The 767-nt window shown below is 43.7% G+C and carries 1 protein-coding gene; it reads right to left on the bottom strand.

The genetic code is table 11. The features are described from left to right. Positions 1 to 120 precede the first annotated feature (120 nt). Positions 121 to 767: transposase (locus tag MWU56_RS16440; RefSeq protein WP_247046506.1), on the bottom strand; the 647-nt coding region annotated here is incomplete at its 5' end.

The following is a 767-nucleotide window of genomic DNA, read 5'->3' as shown; positions in this document are numbered from 1 at the left end:
TGCCCAACAAAGAACTGAGGTGAAAACCAACTCTTTTCTGAATTAAATTTGAGACATATTCATCCCTTGTTAATATCTGTAATTACAGATATTAACCGTTTCACCCATTCCTTTTTCGACTTATCCTTTAGCAAGAACAGATACGTGATTTTCATCGTAGGGCAATCCTGATCTGACGATTGCAAAGGCCTGTTTTAAAAGCTTGTTGGCCACTGCTATCAATGCAAGTTTCTTGCTCTTGCCCTTGGCCACGATCCGCTCATAGATCTCCCTACATCCCTTGTTGTGTTTACAAGCATTGAATGCACATAGGAACAAAAGGTTCCTGAGCTTCTTGTTGCCCACTTTACTGATCCTGCCCCTGCTCCTTACACTACTCCCCGATTCGCGTATCGTTGGGGTTATGCCCACATAACTACACAGCTGTGAAGCCTTCTCGAACTTGGAGAAGCCATCTGTAATTACAACCAAGAACAAGGCGGTCTTGATCCCTATCCCAGGTATACTGGTCAACAAGGTCAGTTGCCGCTGTTGATCCTGTTTTACAAGTCCCAACAAACGGTCTTCGATTCCTTTCACCTCTTTGTTCAAATGTTTGAGGTCACGTTTTAAAGACCTGTAAACATACTTGGATGGAATACCCAGAACTTCCTCTCCGTGAATCTTGTTCTTTGTAGCTGTACGCTTCTTCAGATAACTATCCATTAACCTAAAGAGCTGAAGGCACTCTGCCTGTACATCGGTCAGGGCATTGTACAGGGGAACCT

Origin of the sequence: Allomuricauda sp. F6463D (assembly GCF_023015965.1) — a bacterium.
Taxonomy (GTDB): Bacteria; Bacteroidota; Bacteroidia; order Flavobacteriales; family Flavobacteriaceae; genus Flagellimonas.
Note: the sequence above shows the minus strand (reverse complement) of the source record. Positions and strands in the feature narration are given on the sequence as shown.